The following is an 18,555-nucleotide window of genomic DNA, read 5'->3' as shown; positions in this document are numbered from 1 at the left end:
GCGATTAATTCGCTCTTTTATATTTAATAAATCTAAACTTTAATTAACTGTGATTATGATATATAAATTAATAATCCAAACGATATAAACGGCATTTACTATCAAATTGATTAACACGTTAGCACTTGTATCAGGGCTTATAACTATAAGCCCTGTATTAGCACAGCCAACCGAAAAATATGTAATAGGGGTAGAGAATATAGAATACCTACCTTATTACGATGGCAGTGGCACTAGTAAGCGTGATTATTTTGGTTTTAGTAAAGAGTTACTGGAACTATTTGCAAAACAACAAAATATTAAATTTGAATTTTACACTTTGCCTATTCCGCGCCTTTATAAAGAATTTATAGAGCATCACCATGTTGACTTTAAATACCCCGACAACCCTAATTGGCAAGTAAGTTATAAAAATCAGCATCAACAAGATATTAATTATTCTGTGCCTTCATTAGTTACACATACAGGGATAGCGAGCTTAAAGGACAATATTAAACTTGAAGATTGTAAATCACTTGCAAAAGTGCGTGGCTTTACATTGCAAGGGCTTGAAAAGTTAACCTCAATGCCAGGCTTGCAAGTACTCGAAAATGATAACGTTATTGAGATGATTTATCTGCTGCATAAAGAGCGAGTTGATTGTATATATATTTCACACGATGTACTTAAATACAATATAGAAGAATTTTTTGATACTCCCGTCCCTGTGTTTTTTCAACATCAGTTGCCTGTTGATCACCAAGCATTTATGTTATCGAGCATTAAACACCCACAGCTCGTTAAAAAGTTTAATGTATTTTTAAAAGACAATGAAAATGCCATTGAAGAGCTTAAACAAAAACATAACTTTATAGTTGAATAATACTAAATTTAAGCGAATTGGTATAAAACGGTGGGGCAGGTAATCGTGTTTATAAAACAAAAACGGCCCATATAAGGTCTCCACCTCACATGAACCGCTTTTCACACTGACAACATCTTACACACACAATATAAGATTTGGTTTGCTATATAGTAGCTAATTACGTTATTGCTGCGTGTTGCTGGTGGAATAAAAAACAGTCCAAACCAAGTCACCACCTAACTTGAACTGCTTTTTCACACTGACAACATCTTACACACACAATATAAGATTTGGTTTGCTACAAAGTAGCTAATTACGTTATTGCTGCGTGCTGCTGGTGGAATAAAAAACAGTTCAAACCAAGTCACCACCTGACTTGAACTGCCTTTTCACACTGACAACATCTTACACACACAATATAAGATTCTTTTCTTACCTTGTTAGAGCTATCACATCTAAAAAGGTTGCATTTATTTGGTGCAAAACAGTAAATAATGTCTAATTAGTAAAAACGTTTAGCTGTTTGCTTGCGATGGGTTAACTTTAAAATAATCGTAAAAGTCAGACAAACGATAAAAATAAAACCAATAAGTGAAAAAAATTAAGCTATAGATTTAGTCTAACGTGTTGTGTTATTTTATTGATTTTAAATGATAAATTTATATAGGTTAGCTTGTAGGGAAAAAACGAATGATTAAATAAAAATATTTAATTAATAATAAATCACTAAATGGTGTTGTTAAGTTTCAGGAAAGTAAAAAAGAAGGAGCTTTACAGTTTATTGTGTGCAGCTTTAGCACTTGCTACGTGCTGCACACATTAAAATTGGCGTATTCAAACCAAAATGTAAATTGAATTTACTAAGGCAGCACTAACCTTGAATGTTGCTAAATGTGGATACAACCCATTTGGCAAATAAATCTAGCGCGGGATTTGGCGAATTAGCTTCATGCTGTACTAAATAGTATTTATCTTTGGTGGTAAGGGGCTGTTGAAATAATTTATAAAGCCATTTTTCATCAAACCAGCTTTGGCTAATAGGCAGCGGTATAAGTGAAATGCCAATACCCTGTTGCGCTGCACGAGCGACCCCAAACATACTATCAATTTGTATAATTTGCGTAGGCGAAAAGTCATCTATACCTGCTTTTTCTGCCCATTGGTGCCATGCCCACGGCCTTGCTTTGTGAAGGATTAATGGTACTTGGTTTAGTGCTTGGCAGTGATCGTCTTTCCACTGTTTTAACAGTTTTTCGTTACACGCCGGTATATATTCAAGATTAAATAGCTCTGTAGTAAGGCCCTCAGAGGGTTTACTTGAGGATAAAACAATCGATAAATCACTGTGACGGGTTAGCTCTTTACGGGTTTTGAGCGTATCCATTTGTAAATTTATATTAGGGTGCTCAGATGTCCACTCACTTAATTTAGGCATAAGTAGTTCACTGGCAAAAAATTCAGGCAGCGTAATGGTTATATTAGTATTTTGCTGCAATTGACTGAACTCATTGATGGTGTTTTCAAGCGTATAGATAATAGGCGAAATGGCATCAAAAAAGTTTTTACCCGCAGCCGTTAAACTAATGGATCGGGTTTGGCGTTGAAAGAGTTCAATGCCCAGTTGTTCTTCAAGTTGTTTTATCTGATGGCTTACCGCAGAGGGCGTTAAGTACAGCTCTTTAGCTGCATGTTTAAAACTTAAGCTTTTTGCTGCAAAGCAAAAAGAGCGGAGGCCTCGAATAGGAGTTTGCATGTTTTCCAGAATTGTTTAATTAATTTAAGACGCCTTTAATAGGCAATAATCGAACCAATAATTTAATATAATAATATCAATAGTTTAATTTTAAATATAGCACTAGTTCACAAAAAAGGTGCAGACAATCCACAAATTAGTGCAAATAATCTAAGCGCTTACATTAAAAGCTATTTGTATTATAGATAATATTTACTACAACTGTATTAAAACTGAAAAAAAGTTTATGGCAGGCAAAAAAAATCCCTCTTGCGAGGGATTTTGGGTAACTCAGCGCCATTGGCACTGGGAATGAGGTCGGTTCATGGTAAAGCGTTAAAAAACCATTTCTGGTACTTCACCGTCAACAAGTAATTTACCTGCTGTTTTACTAATGATTTCATCAACCGATACGCCCGGAGCGCGCTCGAGTAAATGAAATGCGCCGTCTTTAACTTCAAGTACGGCCAAATCTGTTACTATTTTTTTAACGCAATTAACGCCCGTTAGCGGTAATGTGCACGACTCTAATAATTTAGAATCACCATGCTTACTGGCATGGGTCATAGTAACAATAATATTCTTTGCCCCAGCGACTAAATCCATTGCGCCCCCCATGCCTTTTATCAGCTTTCTAGGGATCATCCACGAGGCAATGTTGCCGCTTTGGTCTACTTCAAATGCACCCAGAACGGTTAAGTCTACATGACCACCCCGTATCATGGCAAAACTATCTGCACTATTAAATATGGCTGCACCTGTGGCAGCTGTCACGGTTTCTTTACCCGCGTTTATCATATCTGCGTCTAGCTCGGCTTTTGTTGGGTAGGGACCCATACCTAAAAGCCCATTTTCTGACTGTAACATAACTTCAATACCATCAGGTACATAGTTTGCGACGAGTGTCGGAATTCCTATGCCCAAATTAACGTAAAAGCCGTCTTGTAGTTCCTGTGCAACGCGCATTGCAACTTGTTCACGTGATAATGCCATAACCTATGCTCCTGCTTAATCTCGTGTTGTTACACGTTCAATGCGTTTTTCAAAGTCGCCTTTAATAACGCGATTTACAAAAATGCCGGGGGTATGAATTTGGCTTGGCTCAAGTTCACCGGGCTCTACTATTTCTTCTACTTCGGCAACGGTAATCTTACCTGCTGTTGCGGCCATTGGGTTAAAGTTCATGGCAGTGTGCCTAAATACTAAATTACCGTATCGGTCGGCTTTCCACGCTTTTACAATGGCGAACTCACCGGTGATCGACTCTTCTAAAATATAAGGGCGACCGTCAAATTCTTTTACATCTTTACCCTCTGCAACGGGCGTACCGTAACCTGTAGCGGTATAAAATGCAGGAATACCTGCACCGCCCGCCCGCATTTTTTCAGCCAAGGTACCTTGCGGGGTAAGCTCTACATCTATTTCACCGCTTAGTAATTGCTGCTCAAATAGGGCGTTTTCACCCACGTATGAGGCAATTACTTTTTTAATTTGTTTATCTTTAAGTAAAATTCCTAATCCAAAGTCATCTACACCACAGTTGTTAGAAACCACGGTTAGCTCTTTGGTGTTCATTGCCTTAATTTGTTTAATTAAGCCCTCAGGAATACCGCATAAGCCAAAGCCGCCAGCAATAACGGTATCGCCGTCTTTTAACCCTGCCATTGCAGCTTCGTAACTAGAAACCACTTTATCAAAACCGGCCATGAGACTCTCCTCATTGTGTTAACTGCCATTTGGCAAGTTAAGCTATTATTTTTGTGTGTTGCCTAATGCAATTGAAACTTTGCTTACAGGCGTTTTGCCAAGTGCTTGTGTAATTTTCCAACCAGCGCTACTTAACCTTTGTAAATCAATTCCATGCTCTATGCCAAGCTCATTGAGTAAGTAAACCACATCTTCGGTGGCAACATTTCCTGACGCGCCTTTGGCATAAGGGCAGCCGCCAAGGCCTGCAACAGCGGCATCAACCGTTGCTATACCTAAGCTTAACGCTGCGTAAATATTTGTGAGCGCTTGCCCGTAGGTATCATGAAAATGCACTGCCAGTTTTGATTTATCAATATGTTCAAGCAAAAGTGTTAAAAGCTGGGTAACTTTATTTGCAGTGCCAACACCTATGGTATCGCCAAGGCTTATTTCGTAGCAGCCTAAATCTAAAAGCTTTTGCGAAACGCTAAGTACTTTATGCGGGTCTATTTCTCCTTCATAAGGGCAACCGAGTACACAACTTACATAACCGCGTACACGTATGTTATTGGCTTTTGCAAATGCCATAACATCGCTAAAACGCTCAATACTCTCATCAATACTGCAATTTATATTTTTTTGACAGAACGATTCGCTTGCCGCGGTAAATATGGCAAATTCTTTTATGCCAACGGCATGGGCCGCTTGAGCGCCTTTTAAGTTGGGTGTAAGCGCACTTAAATTTACATGGGGTAAATTAAGCGCTGTTATCACCTCGGCCGAATCGGCCATTTGTGGCACCCATTTAGGCGATACAAAAGCACCGGCTTCAATATTTTTTATGCCAGCATCACTGAGTGCATTTATTAATGAAATTTTATCAGATGCAGTGACTGACTTTTCGTTTTGTAGGCCATCTCGCGCGCCTACTTCAACAATTTTAACTTTAGTTGGGAAAGAAGCCATCACGATGCCTCCTGCGCCGTGGTGTCTTCTACAATTGCTAATAAAGCGCCGTGCGAAACTAATTCGCCTTCATCAAAGCAGTAGCTTTGTAAAATACCATCGTGCGGGGCGTTGAGCGTGTATTCCATTTTCATGGCTTCAATAATCACTACGGCATCGCCTTTGGTAATGGTGCTGCCTACATCAACTAAATGCTTAACCACAGTGCCATTAAGTGGCGCCGCAAGGGGCAGGGCGTCACTTTCATGGCTGCTAATGTAATGTTTAGTGTTTAAAGCAAGCTTAATTTGCAGCGCAGCAAACATCACGCTAATACTATTATCAACGTGGCTAACATGGGCGGTAAATTTTTCCCCATTAATAAACACATTACATACGTTTTGGTTTACAGAGCCTGCTATATCGAACGACTTATCATTATGCGTTACAACATAACCCGTTTTAGTTTTAACGGCGCTTATAGCTAAGTCTGTAAATGGTACATCCACTTTTTGGGGTGCGTTAAGCGTAAAACCACTGAGTTGTTGCCACGGGCTTGCGCTTTGCTGAGTTGCCTTTTTAGCACCAAGCGATTCAAGGTAGGCAAAGGCTGCAATTAGTTGTGCTTTTTCAAGTGCTGAGCTATCAACACTTACCAATGCATCGCCTTGCTCGGCAATAAAGTGGGTGCTTGGCGCACCTTGAGCAAATGTAGGGTGGCTTGCTAAGTTGTGTAAAAAGCCAATGTTAGTGCTAAAACCCGCTAAGTGAAATTGCTCAAGTGCTTGGCGTAAACGCGATAATGCTTGCTCTCGGTTATCATCATGTACTATAAGCTTTGCAATCATAGGGTCGTAAAACGGGCTTATTTCATCGCCTTGTGCAATACCGGTATCAATTCGTACAAACTCACTGTTAAGTGGTGTGCTTAACGCTTCTATTGTGCCCGAGCAGGGAATAAAGTCGTTACTTGGATCTTCTGCGTAAATACGCGCTTCAAAGCTGTGGCCTTGGAGTTGTATATCTGATTGCGTTAGTGGCAGTGTTTGCCCAGCGGCAATATTAATTTGCCAATTTACTAAATCTACGCCGGTTACCATTTCGGTTACAGGGTGCTCTACTTGTAGGCGCGTGTTCATTTCCATAAAGAAAAACTCATCGCCACACAGTAAAAACTCAACCGTACCTGCACCTCTGTAGTTTATTGCAAGGGCACAGCGTACTGCGGCTTCACCCATTTCTTTACGCAGTTCATCAGACAAACCAGGCGCTGGGGCTTCTTCAATTACTTTTTGATGACGGCGCTGTAATGAGCAATCACGATCCCCTAAATAAACACAGTTACCGTGGTTATCGGCAAAAACTTGTACTTCAACATGGCGAGGCTGGTTAACATAGCGCTCAAGCAGTACTAAGTCGTTACCAAAGCCCGCTATTGCTTCACGCTGCGCGCCCTCAAGTGCAGTTATAAAGTCTTTGGCATGCTCAACAACGCGCATGCCTTTACCGCCACCACCAAAGGCCGCTTTAATGAGCACGGGGTAGCCAATTTTTTCAGCCTCAGATTGTAAAAAAGCAGGGTCTTGGTTATCACCGTAGTAGCCTGGCACTAATGGTACATTTGCCGCGGCCATAATTTCTTTGGCGCGGGTTTTAGAGCCCATGGCTTCTATGCTGCTTGCAAGTGGGCCAATAAACGCAATGTTGTTAGCTTCACAGGCGTTAGCAAATTCGCTGTTTTCAGATAAAAAACCGTACCCAGGGTGTATACAGTCGGCACCGCTTGTTTTTGCAACCTGTAAAATTTTATCTGTTACAAGGTATGAGTCTTTACTTGGTGCAGGGCCAATGTGGTAGGCCTCATCAGCCATTTTTACATGTTGTGCGTGTTTGTCGGCGTCAGAGTAAACAGCCACCGTTGTTAAGCCCATTTGCTTTGCACTTCGCATTATACGGCATGCAATTTCACCACGGTTGGCAATGAGTATCTTTTTTAATGTGTGTGTGTTCATAATTAGTCCTACAGTTGCCAAGCGGGAGGGCGTTTATCAAAAAAGGCGCTTAGTCCTTCTTGGCCTTCGTCCGATACCCGAATATTTGCAATACGTTCGGCCGTGAGTTCAATAAGATCATCATTAATAGGCTTATTTGCTACATCGTTAATTAATGATTTAGCGGCTTTTACAGCGACTGGCCCGTTATCGATTAATGTTTGCAGCATGTTATCAAGGGCACAGTCTAAATTACCGGTCACCTGATGAACCAAACCAAGTTGTTTTGCTGTGTGGGCATCAAACACCTCGGCAGTTAAAAAGTAGCGGCGCGCGGCACGCTCACTAATGGCTTTAATTACATACGGGCTGATTACCGCAGGGATAAGCCCTAGCTTTACTTCGCTTAAACAAAACTGCGCATCGTCTTTACTTAGGGCAATATCGCAACATGCAATTAAGCCCAGAGCGCCGCCAAACGCAGCGCCTTGTACAGCACATATGGTTGGGTGAGGAGAGGCGGCTAGTACCTGCATTAATTTAGCGAGCTGCATAGAATCGGCCAGATTATCGGCGTAGTTGTTATCAGCCATTGATTTCATCCAGGCTAAATCGGCACCGGCAGAAAAGTGCTTGCCTTCAGTTTTTAAAACCAAAGCGCGAATATCGAGCGTATTTGCATGCTCTATGCACTGAATTAGCTCGTGTATTACTTCACTATTAAATGCGTTACGTTTTTCAACTCGGCTTAAAACAAGTACAGCCACATTAGATTTTGTTATTTGTAGTGTTACTGACATTTTTGCGCTCCGGTTACATTCTAAATACGCCAAACTTAGAGTCTTGCTGTGGTGCATTTTGAGCTGCACTTAAGGCAAGGCCTAATACGTTACGGGTATCGGCAGGGTCAATAATGCCGTCGTCCCACAAGCGGGCGCTTGCGTAATACGGATGACCTTGCTCTTCGTACTGATCAATTATTGGCTTTTTAAAATCGCTAACTTCTTGCTCGCTCATGCTATGGCCTTTACGTGCTAAGCCATCTTGCTTAACTTGCGCCATTACACCGGCGGCTTGCTCGCCACCCATTACCGAAATACGGGCATTGGGCCACATCCACATCAAGGTGGGTTCAAATGCGCGACCACACATACCGTAGTTACCAGCGCCATAAGAGCCACCAATTAGCACCGTAAATTTAGGTACATCGGCACACGAAACTGCCATCACCATTTTAGCGCCGTGCTTTGCTATACCTTCGGCTTCGTATTTTTTACCCACCATAAAGCCGGTAATATTTTGTAAAAACACTAAAGGAATATTGCGCTGTGCACATAGCTGAATAAAGTGCGCGCCTTTTTGCGCCGACTCACTAAATAAAATGCCGTTATTAGCTACTATGCCTACAGGGTTCCCGTAAATGCTGGCAAAGCCGGTGACGAGCGTTTCACCAAAGTAGCGTTTAAATTCATCAAACGATGAATCATCAACCGTACGGGCAATAACTTCACGCACATCAAATGGCTTTTTAAGGTCGGTGCCTACAATGCCGTAAAGCTCGTTTATATCGTAACGTGGTGGTTTTACATCCTCTAAAAGAGGGGCTGTAGGGCGCGTGTAATTAATACGCTCAATACATTGGCGGGCAATAGACAGCGCATGCTCGTCATTTTCTGCAAAGTGGTCAGCCACCCCCGATGTTTTACAATGCACATCGGCGCCGCCTAATTCTTCGGCGCTGACTACTTCACCAGTCGCTGCTTTTACAAGTGGCGGGCCGGCTAAAAATATAGTGCCTTGCTCTTTTACTATTATGCTTTCATCGGCCATAGCGGGTACATATGCGCCACCTGCGGTACATAACCCCATTACCACAGCAATTTGAGGAATACCTTTACCCGACATACGGGCTTGGTTATAAAAAATACGGCCAAAATGTAATTTATCAGGGAATACATCGTCTTGCTCAGGCAGGTTGGCACCGCCCGAATCAACCAAATAAATACACGGTAAGTGGCAGCGCTCGGCTATATCTTGCGCGCGTAAATGCTTTTTAACGGTAAGCGGAAAGTACGTACCGCCTTTTACCGTGGCATCGTTTGCAATGATCATGCATTCAATACCTTTAACACGGCCAATACCAGCAACTACACCCGCACAGGCAATTTCTTGTTCGTACACACCAAAGGCTGCAAATTGCGAAATTTCTAAAAACGGTGAGCCTTCATCTAATAAAGTGCTAATACGGTCGCGTACAAATAACTTACCTCTGCCTTCATGGCGCTCTTTTAACGCAGCGCCGCCGCCTAAGCTTATGGTGGCTACTTTACTGTGTAAATCATCAACCAAAGCTGCCATGTTTTTGTGATTTTGCACAAAAGTAGGATCGTGAGGATTAACGCTCGATTTTAATATCGTCATAATTTAATCCTTAACGGCTTTCGGTAAAGAGTTCGCGGCCAATAAGCATGCGACGTATTTCTGATGTGCCAGCACCAATTTCATATAGTTTGGCATCACGCAATAAGCGCCCTGTGGCGTATTCGTTTATGTAGCCGTTACCCCCTAAAATTTGAATGGCATCGAGCGCCATTTTAGTGGCAAGCTCCGCAGCATATAAAATGGCGCCGGCGGCATCTTTACGGGTGGTTTCGCCGCGGTCACACGCTTTTGCAACGGTATAAACGTATGAGCGCGCTGCGTTCATTTGCGTATACATGTCGGCTACTTTGCCTTGAATTAACTGAAATTGGCCAATAGGGGTGTCGAATTGTTTCCGTTCATGAATGTACGGTACAACAATATCCATACAGGCTTGCATTATGCCAAGCGGGCCTGCAGCAAGTACTACACGTTCGTAATCTAGGCCGCTCATTAGTACCTTAACGCCTTCGTTTAGGTTACCTAAAATGTTTTCTTCTGGTACTTCGCAGTTTTCAAACACCAGCTCACACGTGTTTGAGCCACGCATACCAAGCTTGTCTAGCTTTTGCGCGGTAGAAAAACCAGGGAAGTCTTTTTCAACAATAAATGCGGTAATGCCTTTAGCGCCGGCTTCTAAATCTGTTTTTGCATAAATAACAAATGTGTGTGCATCAGGGCCGTTGGTGATCCACATTTTATTGCCATTTAAAATGTACTTATCGCCTTTTTTTTCAGCTTTAAGTTTCATTGATACCACGTCAGAGCCTGCATTTGGTTCGCTCATGGCAAGGGCACCAATGTGTTCGCCGCTAATAAGCTTTGGTAAGTATTTTTCTTTTTGTGCTTGGTTACCGTTACGGTTAATTTGATTTACACACAAGTTTGAATGCGCACCATAGCTTAATCCAATTGATGCACTCGCACGGCTAATTTCTTCCATGGCAATTACATGCTCTAAGTAGCCTAAGCCTGCACCGCCAAAATCTTCAGATACGGTCATGCCTAGTACACCCATTTCGCCCATTTGCGGCCAAAGCTGATTAGGAAACGCGTTGTCCATATCGGTTTGTTCAGCCAGTGGCGCAATTTCTTGGCTTGCAAAGCTATTTACGTGGTCGCGGATCATATCGGCGGTTTCGCCAAGGCCAAAGTTCATCTCTTTATAAAGTGAAATAGTGCTCATGATTCATTCCTGTGTGTTGTCAGTGTGTTTTTATTATTAAAATAGGCTACTCGTCTATTTTATTAAGTGTGTCTCTGCAGCGGCGCTCCGCTGTCACTAATTCCATAAGCACAACTTTTATGTCGTCCATTTGCTGAGATAGGTCGGCTTTTTTCTCTGCAATTAAATCGAGCATAGTGACCAGCTGTTTAGCGCTTGATTTATCAGCGTCGTACAGTTCAAACAAACGGCCTGTTTCTGCAAGCGTAAAGCCTAAGCGTTTGCCACGCAGTATTAGTTTTAAGCGAACTTTGTCGCGTTTTGAATAAATACGGGTTTGGCCATTGCGCTCTGGGCTTACTAAACCTTGGTCTTCGTAAAAACGAATAGAGCGGGTGGTAATATCAAACTCTTTAGCTAAATCGCTAATACTAAAGGTTTGATCGTTACTGCTTGGCGCTTTTGCAGAACTTGCAAAGTTTGTTTGGTTATCTGGTTTCATAGTTGTGTTTACCTCATTCGAATAACTCCAATATAAGTGAAGTTTACGTAAAGGTAAAGCTTGGTGTGGTATGAAACTATTTATAAAGGAGTGTTGATGTGAAATGTTAAATTATATTATTAATATTCAATAGTTTATTTTTATTAATTGTTCACTTCGCCGTTACTGGAAAATAATGCTTACACTTTTAAAACTAAAAATTAAACGCTTTTTAGTTGACGTTAGCGTAAACGTTAGTATTGTGTAAGGGTGTTAAACAATAAATGAATACTAAATTAATAGAGCAAATATTCTAACAACTATTTGCATATAAATACAACGGAGTTAATTATGACTTTAGAATCAGTGGTAATTGTAGCAGCAAAGCGTACGCCAATGGGCGGGTTTATGGGCGCATTGACCGATGCACAATCTACCGAGCTTGGCGCAACCGCCATTGCAAGTGCGCTTGCACAAACTGGTTTAGCAAATGATGCAATAGATGAAGTAATTATGGGCTGTGTATTGCCGGCGGGCCTTGGCCAAGCGCCAGCACGCCAAGCCATGTTAAAAGCAGGCCTTGCTCTGGGCACGGGAGCTACCACCATTAATAAAGTATGTGGCTCTGGTTTAAAAGCCGCCATGCTCGCTAACGACTTAATTAAAGCGGGCTCAATTAGCAGTGCAATTGCTGGTGGCATGGAAAGCATGAGTAACGCACCGTATTTTATACCTAAAGCACGTGGCGGTATGCGTATGGGCCACGGCGAAATTAAAGATCATATGATGAGCGATGGCCTAGAAGATGCTTACGATAACAAAGCAATGGGCTGTTTTGCACAAGATACTGCCGATGAGTACGGCATTGGCCGTGAGCAAATGGATGAGTTTGCACTTAGCTCTTTAAGTAAAGCTAATGCGGCAATTGAAAACGGCAGCTTTGAAAACGAAATTGCGCCGCACACCATAAAAACTCGCAAAGGCGATGTAACCGTATCGGTTGATGAGCAACCCGGTAATGCCCGCCCAGAAAAAATACCAAGCCTGCGTGCTGCTTTTAAAAAAGACGGCACCATCACTGCGGCTAATTCATCGTCAATTTCTGATGGTGGCGCAGCGCTTATATTAATGAGCGAATCAAAAGCTAAAGAGCAAGGCTTAACACCGCTTTGTAAAATTGTAGCGCACAGCACGCACTCTCAAAAACCAAGCGAATTTACAGTAGCACCTGTAGGCGCAATGAACAGCGTGCTTGAAAAAGCAGGCTGGACAACCGCTGATGTAGATCTTTGGGAAATTAACGAAGCCTTTGCCATGGTGACCATGCTTGCTATTAACGAATTAAAACTTGATGAGAGCAAAGTAAACGTAAACGGTGGGGCGTGTGCACTTGGCCACCCAATTGGTGCCAGCGGCGCGAGAATTTTAGTCACGCTTATTCACGCACTTAAAAACCGTGGCCTTAAAAAAGGAATTGCGTCTTTATGTATTGGCGGCGGCGAAGCTGTAGCCATGGCTGTAGAGGCTTACTAACAAAAAAGTTAATTAACTAACAGCAACTAAAATGCACCGTACTCATACTAATAACAAAACGGTGCCATTTTTTAAAAGAACACACTAACAACAGGATTTACCCATGCACCAAGTTCCACTACTCATAAATGGCGAATTTGTTCAGTCGGCTTCAAACGAGCTTATTGATGTAATTAACCCAGCAAACCAAGAAGTACTTGCGCAAGTTCCATGCACTACCGACTCAGAAATGGATGCAGCTATTGCCTCGGCCTCAGAAACATTTAAAACATGGAAAGATGTGCCCATTACCGAGCGTGCTCGCATTATGATGAAATACGCGGCGCTGTTAAAAGAGCACCACGATGAGCTTGCGACCATTATTTGCCACGAACTAGGTAAAACGTTTGAAGATGCAAAAGGCGATGTATGGCGCGGTATTGAAGTAGTAGAACAAGCAGCTAACGCACCATCACTAATGATGGGCGAAACAATGGAAAACGTTGCCCGTAAAATCGATACCTATTCTTACATGCAGCCCCTTGGCGTATGTGCAGGCATCACGCCGTTTAACTTTCCGGCGATGATCCCACTTTGGATGTTTCCGCTAGCTATTGTATGTGGTAACACCTTTATTTTAAAACCCTCTGAGCAAGACCCACTCACACCAATGCGTTTAGCTGAGCTATTTATTGAAGCCGGCGCACCAAAAGGCGTATTACAAGTGGTTCATGGTACAAAACCGCAAGTAGACCGCTTATTAGAAGACAAAGCCGTACGTGCAATTTCGTTTGTGGGCTCGTGTGGTGTAGGCGCATACATTTATTCTAAAGGCACACAAAACCTTAAGCGCGTACAAGCGTGTGTGGGTGCTAAAAATCACATGGTTATTATGCCAGATGCGAGTAAATCGCACGTGGTAAATAACCTAGTTGGCGCATCGGTTGGTGCTGCAGGCCAGCGTTGTATGGGTATTTCGGTGGCTGTGTTTGTAGGCCAAGCAAGTGAGTGGGTAGATGAAATAAAAGCAGGCTTTGAAAACGTACGCCCAGGCGTATGGGATGACAAAGACGCAGCCTACGGCCCACAAACATCAAAAGCAGCAAAAGAGCGTATTTTATCGCTTATAGCAAGCGGTAAAGAGCAAGGCGCCACCTGTTTAATTGATGGCTCAAACTACACAGTAGAGGGCTTTGATCAAGGTAACTGGGTTGGCCCAACACTATTTACCGATGTGACAAAAGACATGGACTTATACAAAGAAGAAATCTTTGGCCCTGTGCTTGCCTGTATGTTTGTAGATACGCTTGATGAGGCAATTGCTCTTATTAACGAAAGCCCGTACGGCAACGGTACCTCGTTATTTACATCAAGTGGTGCTGCGGCTCGTGAATTTCAACACGAAATTGAAGTAGGCCAAGTGGGTATTAATGTGCCTATTCCGGTGCCGCTGCCGTTTTTCTCGTTTACGGGTTGGAAAGGCTCGTTTTACGGCGATACACACACCTATGGTAAGCAAGGTATACGTTTTTACACAGAAACTAAAACTATTACCTCACGTTGGTTTGAAGACGACATCGCTTCAGGTCCAAACATGAGCATTAATTTAAAATAAACACACCAAAAATAATAATAAAGAAGGGCGCAAAGGCTAAACTCGCTGACAAGCAACTAGAACACACACATCAGTCTTTGCCGCTCTTCACTCATTTACCCTAATGGGACACACTAACAACACAATTAAAGAGGTCTACCATGGACTTTAACTTATCAGAAGATCAACAAGCCTTTGCAGAAACTGCACGTCAATTTGCAGAATCAGAACTTGCTCCACATGCAGCAAAGTGGGATCGCGAGCATATTTTTCCTAAAGATACGATTAAAGCGGCAGGCGAGCTTGGCTTTTGCGGTTTATATACGCCAGAGGAAGCCGGCGGCCTTGGTTTATCACGCTTAGATTCAAGCATTATATTTGAGCAGCTTGCGATGGGCTGTACAGCTACAACGGCCATGCTAACTATTCATAATATGGCCACGTGGATGGTAGCAAGTTTTGGTACAGATGCAGTTAAAGATGCATACGTAGAGCAACTAGTAATGGGCGAGCTACTTGCCTCTTATTGTTTAACAGAGCCAGGGGCGGGCTCAGATGCAGCATCACTAAAAACAAAAGCTGTGCTTGAAGGTGATGAGTACGTTATTAACGGCTCAAAAATGTTTATATCGGGTGCGGGTGAAACTGAAGTTTTAGTGGTTATGGCGCGTACCGGTGGCGAAGGTGCTGCGGGTATTTCGGCATTTGTAGTCCCTGCCGACGCACAAGGCGTTGAATACGGTAAAGCAGAAGAAAAAATGGGTTGGAACGCACAACCAACACGCTTAATTAGTTTTGAAGATGTGCGTATTCCGGCGCATAACTTATTAGGTAAAGAGGGCGAAGGCTTTAAATTTGCCATGCAAGGCCTAGATGGCGGGCGTATTAATATTGCCACATGCTCAATTGGTACTGCACAAGCTGCGCTAAACACGGCAAAAGAGTACTTAAAAGACCGCACTCAATTTGGTAAGCCCTTAGCTGCGTTTCAGGCTTTGCAGTTTAAAATTGCAGATATGAACACTGAGCTTGTAGCTGCACGCCAAATGGTAAGGCTGGCGGCATTTAAAGTTGATACCGGCGATAGTGAAAAAACCACCTATTGCGCCATGGCTAAACGCTTTGCCACCGACGTTGGCTTTACTGTGTGTAACGAGGCACTGCAAGTACATGGTGGTTACGGTTACATAAAAGAATACCCGCTTGAGCGCCATGTACGTGATGTACGCGTTCATCAAATTTTAGAAGGCACTAACGAAATTATGCGTGTAATTATAGCGCGCCGTATTTTAGCTGAATCTGCAAGCGACGTTTTATAAGGAGCAAGTTATGTCACAATCTAACCCGAGTATTGAACTGACTACCGAAGGCCATGTTGCTATTTTAACTATGTCTAACCCACCAGCTAATACCTGGACAAAAGACACCTTAATTGACTTAAAAAACAAAGTTAACGAGCTTAATAGCAACAAAAACATTTATGCCTTAGTGCTTACTGGCGAAGGCGAGAAGTTTTTTAGCGCCGGTGCCGATTTAAATGTATTTGCTAGTGGCGATAAAGGCGTTGCCGCTGATATGTCGCGTGTATTTGGTGAAGCCTTTGAAGCACTGACTAATTTTACAGGGGTGTCGGTTGCGGCCATTAACGGTTATGCCATGGGCGGCGGGCTAGAAGTTGCGCTTGCGTGTGATATTCGCATAGCAGAAGAGCAAGCACAAATGGCACTGCCAGAGGCAAAAGTGGGTTTGTTACCGTGCGCGGGTGGCACGCAAAATTTAGCATGGCTTGTAGGTGAAGGCTGGGCAAAACGCATGATTTTATGTGGCGAGCGCTTAAAAGCCGATAAAGCCCTGCAAATTGGCTTAGTAGAGGAAGTAGTCCCACAAGGGGAAAGCTTTGCAGCGGCGTTAAAACTTGCCAACCAAGTAAGCGAACAAAGCCCAAGCTCGGTAGCTGCATGTAAAACACTAATTCAAAAAGGGCGACATCAACCTATGGCAAGTGTATTACCACTTGAGCGTGAATTGTTTGTAGGGCTGTTTGATACACAAGATCAACAAGAGGGCGTTAATGCCTTTTTAGAAAAACGCCGCGCTAATTGGGTAAATGGCTAATGAGTAATTTAACATTATTAAATAATGCCGACGACCCCGTGCTATTTGAAACGGCAAGTGCAGCAAACGGCAGCTTAATTGGGCTTATTACACTCAACGTACCTAAAGCATTAAACGCCCTTAATTTTGATATGATCAAATTACTCGAGCCGCAGCTGCGCGCTTGGCAAAGCGATGATGCAATCGCAATGGTATTGTTAAAAGGCGCAGGGGATAAAGCATTTTGCGCCGGTGGCGATGTAGTGAGTCTTCATCATGCAATGGCGCAAGGAAAACCCACAAGCTTAGTGGAAGACTTTTTTACCCTAGAGTACCAGCTTGACTACCTTATTCATTGCTACGAAAAACCACTTTTAGTATGGGGTAATGGCATTGTTATGGGCGGTGGTTTAGGCCTAATGGCCGGTGCTAGCCACCGCGTAGTAACCGAAACATCGCGCATTGCCATGCCAGAGCAAACCATAGGCTTATACCCAGATGTAGGCGGTAGTTACTTTTTACATAAAATGCCACAAGGTGTGGGGCTATTTTTAGGGTTAACATCGGCCTCTATTAATTGTGAAGATGCACGCTTTGTATCGCTTGCCGATCACTTTATCGACAGCACTAAATATGATGCCATGCTAGCACAAATTTTAGCGGCTAAGTGGGGCAAAACCGCAAGTGTAAATCATGAGCGTTTGACTAAATTATTAACCGATTTAGATAACCAATCTGCGCGTATGCCCAAAGGCAATATTAAAGCTAACTTAGCAACCATTCAAAAATTAGCTGAATTTAATACGCTACAAGAACAAGTTGATTATATTTTAGGCCTAGCTACGGACGATAAATGGCTGCAACGCGCCCAAAAATCACTTAAGCATGGTTGCCCACTAAGTTGCGCGCTAGTAAGTGAGCAGCTAAAAGCCAGTAAAGGCAAAAGCTTACTAGCGTGTTTTAAAATGGAGCTGGGCATGTCGGTACGCGCTGGCGAAGTAGGTGAATTTCAAGAAGGCGTAAGAGCACTATTAATAGATAAAGACGGCGCGCCTAATTGGCAATACAAAACACTGAATGATGTACCACAAGCCATAATAGAGAGCTTTTTTGCTAACCGTTTTGGCGAAAATCACCCACTCAATGGCTTAGACACCCCAACACACATAAAGGAAAGACGATGACTAAACTCAATATTGGTTTTATCGGCTTAGGTAATATGGGCGGCCCTATGGCGGCTAACTTAATTAAAGCCGGCCATAATGTTACAGCATTTGATTTAAACCAGTCGGTCTTAAATGAACTTGCAAGTAAAGGCGCACACGCAGCTGAAAATGCAAATGCATGTGCAACCAATGCCGATATACTTATTAGTATGTTACCTGCGGGCAAACATGTTAAATCACTTTATTTAGGCAATAACGATGATAGCGGCTTAATTAAGGTACTTAGCAAAAACACCTTAGTGATAGATTGCTCAACAATAGATGCAGAGTCGGCCCGTGTGGTTGGCAGCGCACTTGGCGAGCAGGGTATTAGCTTTGTAGATGCACCGGTATCGGGCGGTGTTGCTGGAGCAACCGCAGGCACGCTTACGTTTATTGTTGGTGGTAGTAAAGCCGCGTTTAATACCGCACAACCTGTGCTTAATGATATGGGTAAAAACATATTTCATGCAGGCGATATTGGCGCAGGACAAGTTGCAAAAATATGCAACAACATGCTTCTCAGTATTTTAATGGCAGGTACGAGCGAAGCCCTGCAAATGGGTATTAATAATGGGCTAGATGCAAAAGTACTCAGCGACATTATGACTGCAAGCTCTGGCCGTAACTGGACCCTTGAACTTTACAACCCATGCCCAGGTGTAATGGATGCAGCCCCTGCAAGTAACGATTACAAACCTGGCTTTATGGTCGATTTAATGGCTAAAGATTTAGGGCTTGCCATGGAAGCCGCGCAGCAAAGTAATTCTGCAACCCCAATGGGTTCAATGGCTAAAAATTTATACACTATGCTACAGCACCAAGGTGCTGGCAGTGATGATTTTAGCGCCATTTTTAAACTGTTTTCTAAGTAGGAGCAAG

The 18,555-nt window shown here is 42.8% G+C and carries 16 protein-coding genes; 7 read left to right on the top strand and 9 right to left on the bottom strand.

The genetic code is table 11. The features are described 5' to 3' along the window. Positions 1-106: 106 nt before the first annotated feature. A complete protein-coding gene (locus tag MSC25_RS02455; RefSeq protein WP_004587892.1) occupies positions 107-862 on the top strand; it encodes a transporter substrate-binding domain-containing protein in 756 nt (251 codons plus the stop codon). A gap of 853 nt (positions 863-1,715) precedes the next feature. Here MSC25_RS02455 and MSC25_RS02450 read toward each other — a convergent pair. From MSC25_RS02450 to MSC25_RS02410, 9 genes are all read right to left on the bottom strand, one after another. Beyond that, on the bottom strand, positions 1,716-2,597 hold the full coding sequence (locus tag MSC25_RS02450; protein ID WP_248442422.1) for a LysR family transcriptional regulator: 882 nt from the start codon (positions 2,595-2,597) through the stop codon (positions 1,716-1,718). A 315-nt stretch (positions 2,598-2,912) separates the two neighbouring features. Further along, positions 2,913-3,569, bottom strand: a complete 657-nt coding sequence (locus MSC25_RS02445) for a 3-oxoacid CoA-transferase subunit B (protein WP_248442420.1) — start codon at positions 3,567-3,569, stop codon at positions 2,913-2,915. A 15-nt stretch (positions 3,570-3,584) separates the two neighbouring features. Continuing rightward, on the bottom strand, positions 3,585-4,283 hold the full coding sequence (locus MSC25_RS02440) for a CoA transferase subunit A (RefSeq protein WP_004587895.1): 699 nt from the start codon (positions 4,281-4,283) through the stop codon (positions 3,585-3,587). A 45-nt stretch (positions 4,284-4,328) separates the two neighbouring features. Then, positions 4,329-5,231: a hydroxymethylglutaryl-CoA lyase gene (locus tag MSC25_RS02435; protein ID WP_248442418.1), complete on the bottom strand. Its 903-nt coding sequence runs from the start codon at positions 5,229-5,231 to the stop codon at positions 4,329-4,331. Next, on the bottom strand, positions 5,231-7,222 hold the full coding sequence (locus MSC25_RS02430) for an acetyl/propionyl/methylcrotonyl-CoA carboxylase subunit alpha (protein WP_248442415.1): 1,992 nt from the start codon (positions 7,220-7,222) through the stop codon (positions 5,231-5,233). Before MSC25_RS02430 ends, MSC25_RS02435 begins: the two co-directional genes overlap by 1 nt. 8 nt (positions 7,223-7,230) lie before the next feature. Next, positions 7,231-8,001, bottom strand: coding sequence for an enoyl-CoA hydratase/isomerase family protein (locus tag MSC25_RS02425; protein WP_248442413.1), 771 nt, complete (start codon positions 7,999-8,001; stop codon positions 7,231-7,233). Positions 8,002-8,014: 13 nt separating this feature from the next. Continuing rightward, positions 8,015-9,622: a carboxyl transferase domain-containing protein gene (locus MSC25_RS02420; protein WP_248442411.1), complete on the bottom strand. Its 1,608-nt coding sequence runs from the start codon at positions 9,620-9,622 to the stop codon at positions 8,015-8,017. A 10-nt stretch (positions 9,623-9,632) separates the two neighbouring features. Continuing rightward, entirely contained in the window at positions 9,633-10,808 is a 1,176-nt protein-coding gene (locus MSC25_RS02415) for an isovaleryl-CoA dehydrogenase (RefSeq protein ID WP_024034119.1), read from the bottom strand. A gap of 46 nt (positions 10,809-10,854) precedes the next feature. Continuing rightward, positions 10,855-11,289, bottom strand: coding sequence for a MerR family DNA-binding transcriptional regulator (locus MSC25_RS02410; protein ID WP_004587901.1), 435 nt, complete (start codon positions 11,287-11,289; stop codon positions 10,855-10,857). A 330-nt stretch (positions 11,290-11,619) separates the two neighbouring features. On the opposite strand from MSC25_RS02410, the gene MSC25_RS02405 reads away from it, so the two are divergent. The 6 genes from MSC25_RS02405 to mmsB all read left to right on the top strand — a co-directional run bounded on the left by MSC25_RS02405 (position 11,620) and on the right by mmsB (position 18,548). Beyond that, a complete protein-coding gene (locus tag MSC25_RS02405; RefSeq protein WP_064385417.1) occupies positions 11,620-12,801 on the top strand; it encodes an acetyl-CoA C-acyltransferase in 1,182 nt (393 codons plus the stop codon). A gap of 103 nt (positions 12,802-12,904) precedes the next feature. After that, positions 12,905-14,395: a CoA-acylating methylmalonate-semialdehyde dehydrogenase gene (locus MSC25_RS02400; protein WP_248442409.1), complete on the top strand. Its 1,491-nt coding sequence runs from the start codon at positions 12,905-12,907 to the stop codon at positions 14,393-14,395. 140 nt (positions 14,396-14,535) lie between these two features. Beyond that, entirely contained in the window at positions 14,536-15,693 is a 1,158-nt protein-coding gene (locus tag MSC25_RS02395) for an acyl-CoA dehydrogenase family protein (protein WP_248442407.1), read from the top strand. Between the two features lie 10 nt (positions 15,694-15,703). Then, positions 15,704-16,489: an enoyl-CoA hydratase gene (locus MSC25_RS02390; RefSeq protein WP_248442405.1), complete on the top strand. Its 786-nt coding sequence runs from the start codon at positions 15,704-15,706 to the stop codon at positions 16,487-16,489. Continuing rightward, positions 16,489-17,652 carry an enoyl-CoA hydratase/isomerase family protein gene (locus MSC25_RS02385; protein ID WP_248442403.1) on the top strand — a complete coding sequence of 388 codons (1,164 nt, stop codon included), beginning with the start codon at positions 16,489-16,491 and terminating at the stop codon, positions 17,650-17,652. The genes MSC25_RS02390 and MSC25_RS02385 overlap by 1 nt, the downstream gene beginning before the upstream one ends. Next, the gene (gene mmsB, locus MSC25_RS02380; RefSeq protein WP_248442401.1) at positions 17,649-18,548 is read left to right on the top strand and encodes a 3-hydroxyisobutyrate dehydrogenase; all 900 of its coding nucleotides are present in this window, start codon (positions 17,649-17,651) and stop codon (positions 18,546-18,548) included. Before MSC25_RS02385 ends, mmsB begins: the two co-directional genes overlap by 4 nt. Positions 18,549-18,555 lie beyond the last annotated feature (7 nt).

Origin of the sequence: Pseudoalteromonas sp. 1CM17D, from assembly GCF_023161805.1 — a bacterium.
In the GTDB taxonomy this organism is placed as follows: domain Bacteria; phylum Pseudomonadota; class Gammaproteobacteria; order Enterobacterales; family Alteromonadaceae; genus Pseudoalteromonas; species Pseudoalteromonas atlantica.
This window is presented reverse-complemented; position numbering and strand designations above follow the sequence as displayed.

Excerpts from the sequence above, each read along its gene's own strand:
- MSC25_RS02440 (WP_004587895.1), bottom strand. The coding sequence starts at position 4,283 with ATGGCCGGTTTTGATAAAGTGGTTTCTAGTTACGAAGCTGCAATGGCA.
- MSC25_RS02385 (WP_248442403.1), top strand. The coding sequence starts at position 16,489 with ATGAGTAATTTAACATTATTAAATAATGCCGACGACCCCGTGCTATTT.
- MSC25_RS02420 (WP_248442411.1), bottom strand. The coding sequence starts at position 9,622 with ATGACGATATTAAAATCGAGCGTTAATCCTCACGATCCTACTTTTGTG.
- MSC25_RS02400 (WP_248442409.1), top strand. The coding sequence starts at position 12,905 with ATGCACCAAGTTCCACTACTCATAAATGGCGAATTTGTTCAGTCGGCT.
- MSC25_RS02445 (WP_248442420.1), bottom strand. The coding sequence starts at position 3,569 with ATGGCATTATCACGTGAACAAGTTGCAATGCGCGTTGCACAGGAACTA.
- MSC25_RS02395 (WP_248442407.1), top strand. The coding sequence starts at position 14,536 with ATGGACTTTAACTTATCAGAAGATCAACAAGCCTTTGCAGAAACTGCA.
- MSC25_RS02410 (WP_004587901.1), bottom strand. The coding sequence starts at position 11,289 with ATGAAACCAGATAACCAAACAAACTTTGCAAGTTCTGCAAAAGCGCCA.
- mmsB (WP_248442401.1), top strand. The coding sequence starts at position 17,649 with ATGACTAAACTCAATATTGGTTTTATCGGCTTAGGTAATATGGGCGGC.
- MSC25_RS02405 (WP_064385417.1), top strand. The coding sequence starts at position 11,620 with ATGACTTTAGAATCAGTGGTAATTGTAGCAGCAAAGCGTACGCCAATG.
- MSC25_RS02435 (WP_248442418.1), bottom strand. The coding sequence starts at position 5,231 with ATGGCTTCTTTCCCAACTAAAGTTAAAATTGTTGAAGTAGGCGCGCGA.
- MSC25_RS02450 (WP_248442422.1), bottom strand. The coding sequence starts at position 2,597 with ATGCAAACTCCTATTCGAGGCCTCCGCTCTTTTTGCTTTGCAGCAAAA.
- MSC25_RS02430 (WP_248442415.1), bottom strand. The coding sequence starts at position 7,222 with ATGAACACACACACATTAAAAAAGATACTCATTGCCAACCGTGGTGAA.
- MSC25_RS02390 (WP_248442405.1), top strand. The coding sequence starts at position 15,704 with ATGTCACAATCTAACCCGAGTATTGAACTGACTACCGAAGGCCATGTT.
- MSC25_RS02425 (WP_248442413.1), bottom strand. The coding sequence starts at position 8,001 with ATGTCAGTAACACTACAAATAACAAAATCTAATGTGGCTGTACTTGTT.
- MSC25_RS02415 (WP_024034119.1), bottom strand. The coding sequence starts at position 10,808 with ATGAGCACTATTTCACTTTATAAAGAGATGAACTTTGGCCTTGGCGAA.